Consider the following 1,233-nt stretch of genomic DNA (forward strand, 5'->3'; position numbering starts at 1 on the left):
TGTTTGATTGTTAAAAATCACAATAGAGATTCTTTCATCGCCTGCCTATTCTTTTTTTAATTCTTCTGTGCACTTCAAACTTGAAAAGACTATACATGAAACTATCTTGAATTAAATTTACTGTTTTAAAGATACTTACCGAATTAAGAAATTCATCCAATATCCCAGTAGTCCAAACATTAGACATGCCATAATTGCACACAAAGAAGGGGTTACTCCTTAAACGGAGTAGGTTAAACTCTCCAATATAAAGAGATTTTTTTAAAATCTCAAAACCGCTCATTAAAGAGCAAAAAAAATGAGGAGCAACCCATGAAGTGTTATATTGGACTAGATGTATCAATGAAAAGAACTTTTATCTGTGTATTAAATGAACAAGGTAAGATTGTCCATGAAGGTTCAGAAAAAACAGATCCTTATTTACTAGCAGATTATTTTTCAAAAAGGGATTTTCAAGAAATCCTAGTTGGTTTTGAAAGTGGATCCTTGTCTCATTATCTGGTCACTGGATTTAGGGAAAGAGCTATAGATCCCATCTGTATGGATGCAAGAAAACTAAGACCGATTCTTGCTCTAAAAATAAATAAGACCGATAAAAATGATGCACGAGGGATTGCAGAAGCACTTCGATCAGATCTATATACAAGAGTACACTGTTAAGCCACAAGAGTCTGTAGAAAAAAGCATTTTATTAGGTTCGAGAAGAACTCTCCTCAATCAGCAAACGCAGTTAAAAAATACAGTGAGAGGCTTATAGTTATTTAAAATTTTATTGATAAAGTTGTATATTTTTCTCCAACAAAATATATGGAGGTAGAGAAATGCCTAAACCTTATTCAATGGATCTAAGAGCCTGTTTAAAATCTTTTCAAAAGTAGAGCAATAAAAGCAAGAACCACCATATTCAGGCTTGTATGTAGTTTTCTTTCGCAATTTTTCCATAGCATGCGACATTTTTCTATCCACGCAAAAGAACGCTCTACAACCCATCTTTTGGGAATAACTGTAAAAGTATGAAGTGTATTTCTTTTGGCTATTTGTACTATACATCCTAATATCTTCTGCACACTCTTTGCAAATTTTTCTCCAGAATATCCTCCATCTGCTAAAACATTTTTTACACCGAACAAATGATTTTTATGTAGTGAAAATGCTTCTATACACCCATTTCTGTCAGTGATATTAGCGGTGGTAATGTGAATCGCATGAGGAAGCCCTTGGGTATCGACTGCT

At 33.7% G+C, this 1,233-nt stretch carries 2 protein-coding genes; one reads left to right on the top strand and one right to left on the bottom strand.

From position 1 onward, the window contains the following. Positions 1–312 precede the first annotated feature (312 nt). Positions 313–660: an IS110 family transposase gene (locus RHOW815_RS06345; RefSeq protein ID WP_215217486.1), complete on the top strand. Its 348-nt coding sequence runs from the start codon at positions 313–315 to the stop codon at positions 658–660. A gap of 197 nt (positions 661–857) precedes the next feature. Here the strand turns inward: RHOW815_RS06345 and RHOW815_RS06350 are convergent. Continuing rightward, a partial coding sequence (locus tag RHOW815_RS06350) for a transposase (protein ID WP_215217487.1) occupies positions 858–1,233 on the bottom strand: 376 nt, incomplete at its 5' end.

Source organism: Candidatus Rhabdochlamydia sp. W815 (genome assembly GCF_018642185.1).
GTDB classification, from domain to species: Bacteria; Chlamydiota; Chlamydiia; order Chlamydiales; family Rhabdochlamydiaceae; genus Rhabdochlamydia; species Rhabdochlamydia oedothoracis.

Bases quoted from the DNA above. Each gene is read 5' to 3' on its own strand.
- RHOW815_RS06345 (WP_215217486.1), top strand. From the start codon at position 313: ATGAAGTGTTATATTGGACTAGATGTATCAATGAAAAGAACTTTTATC.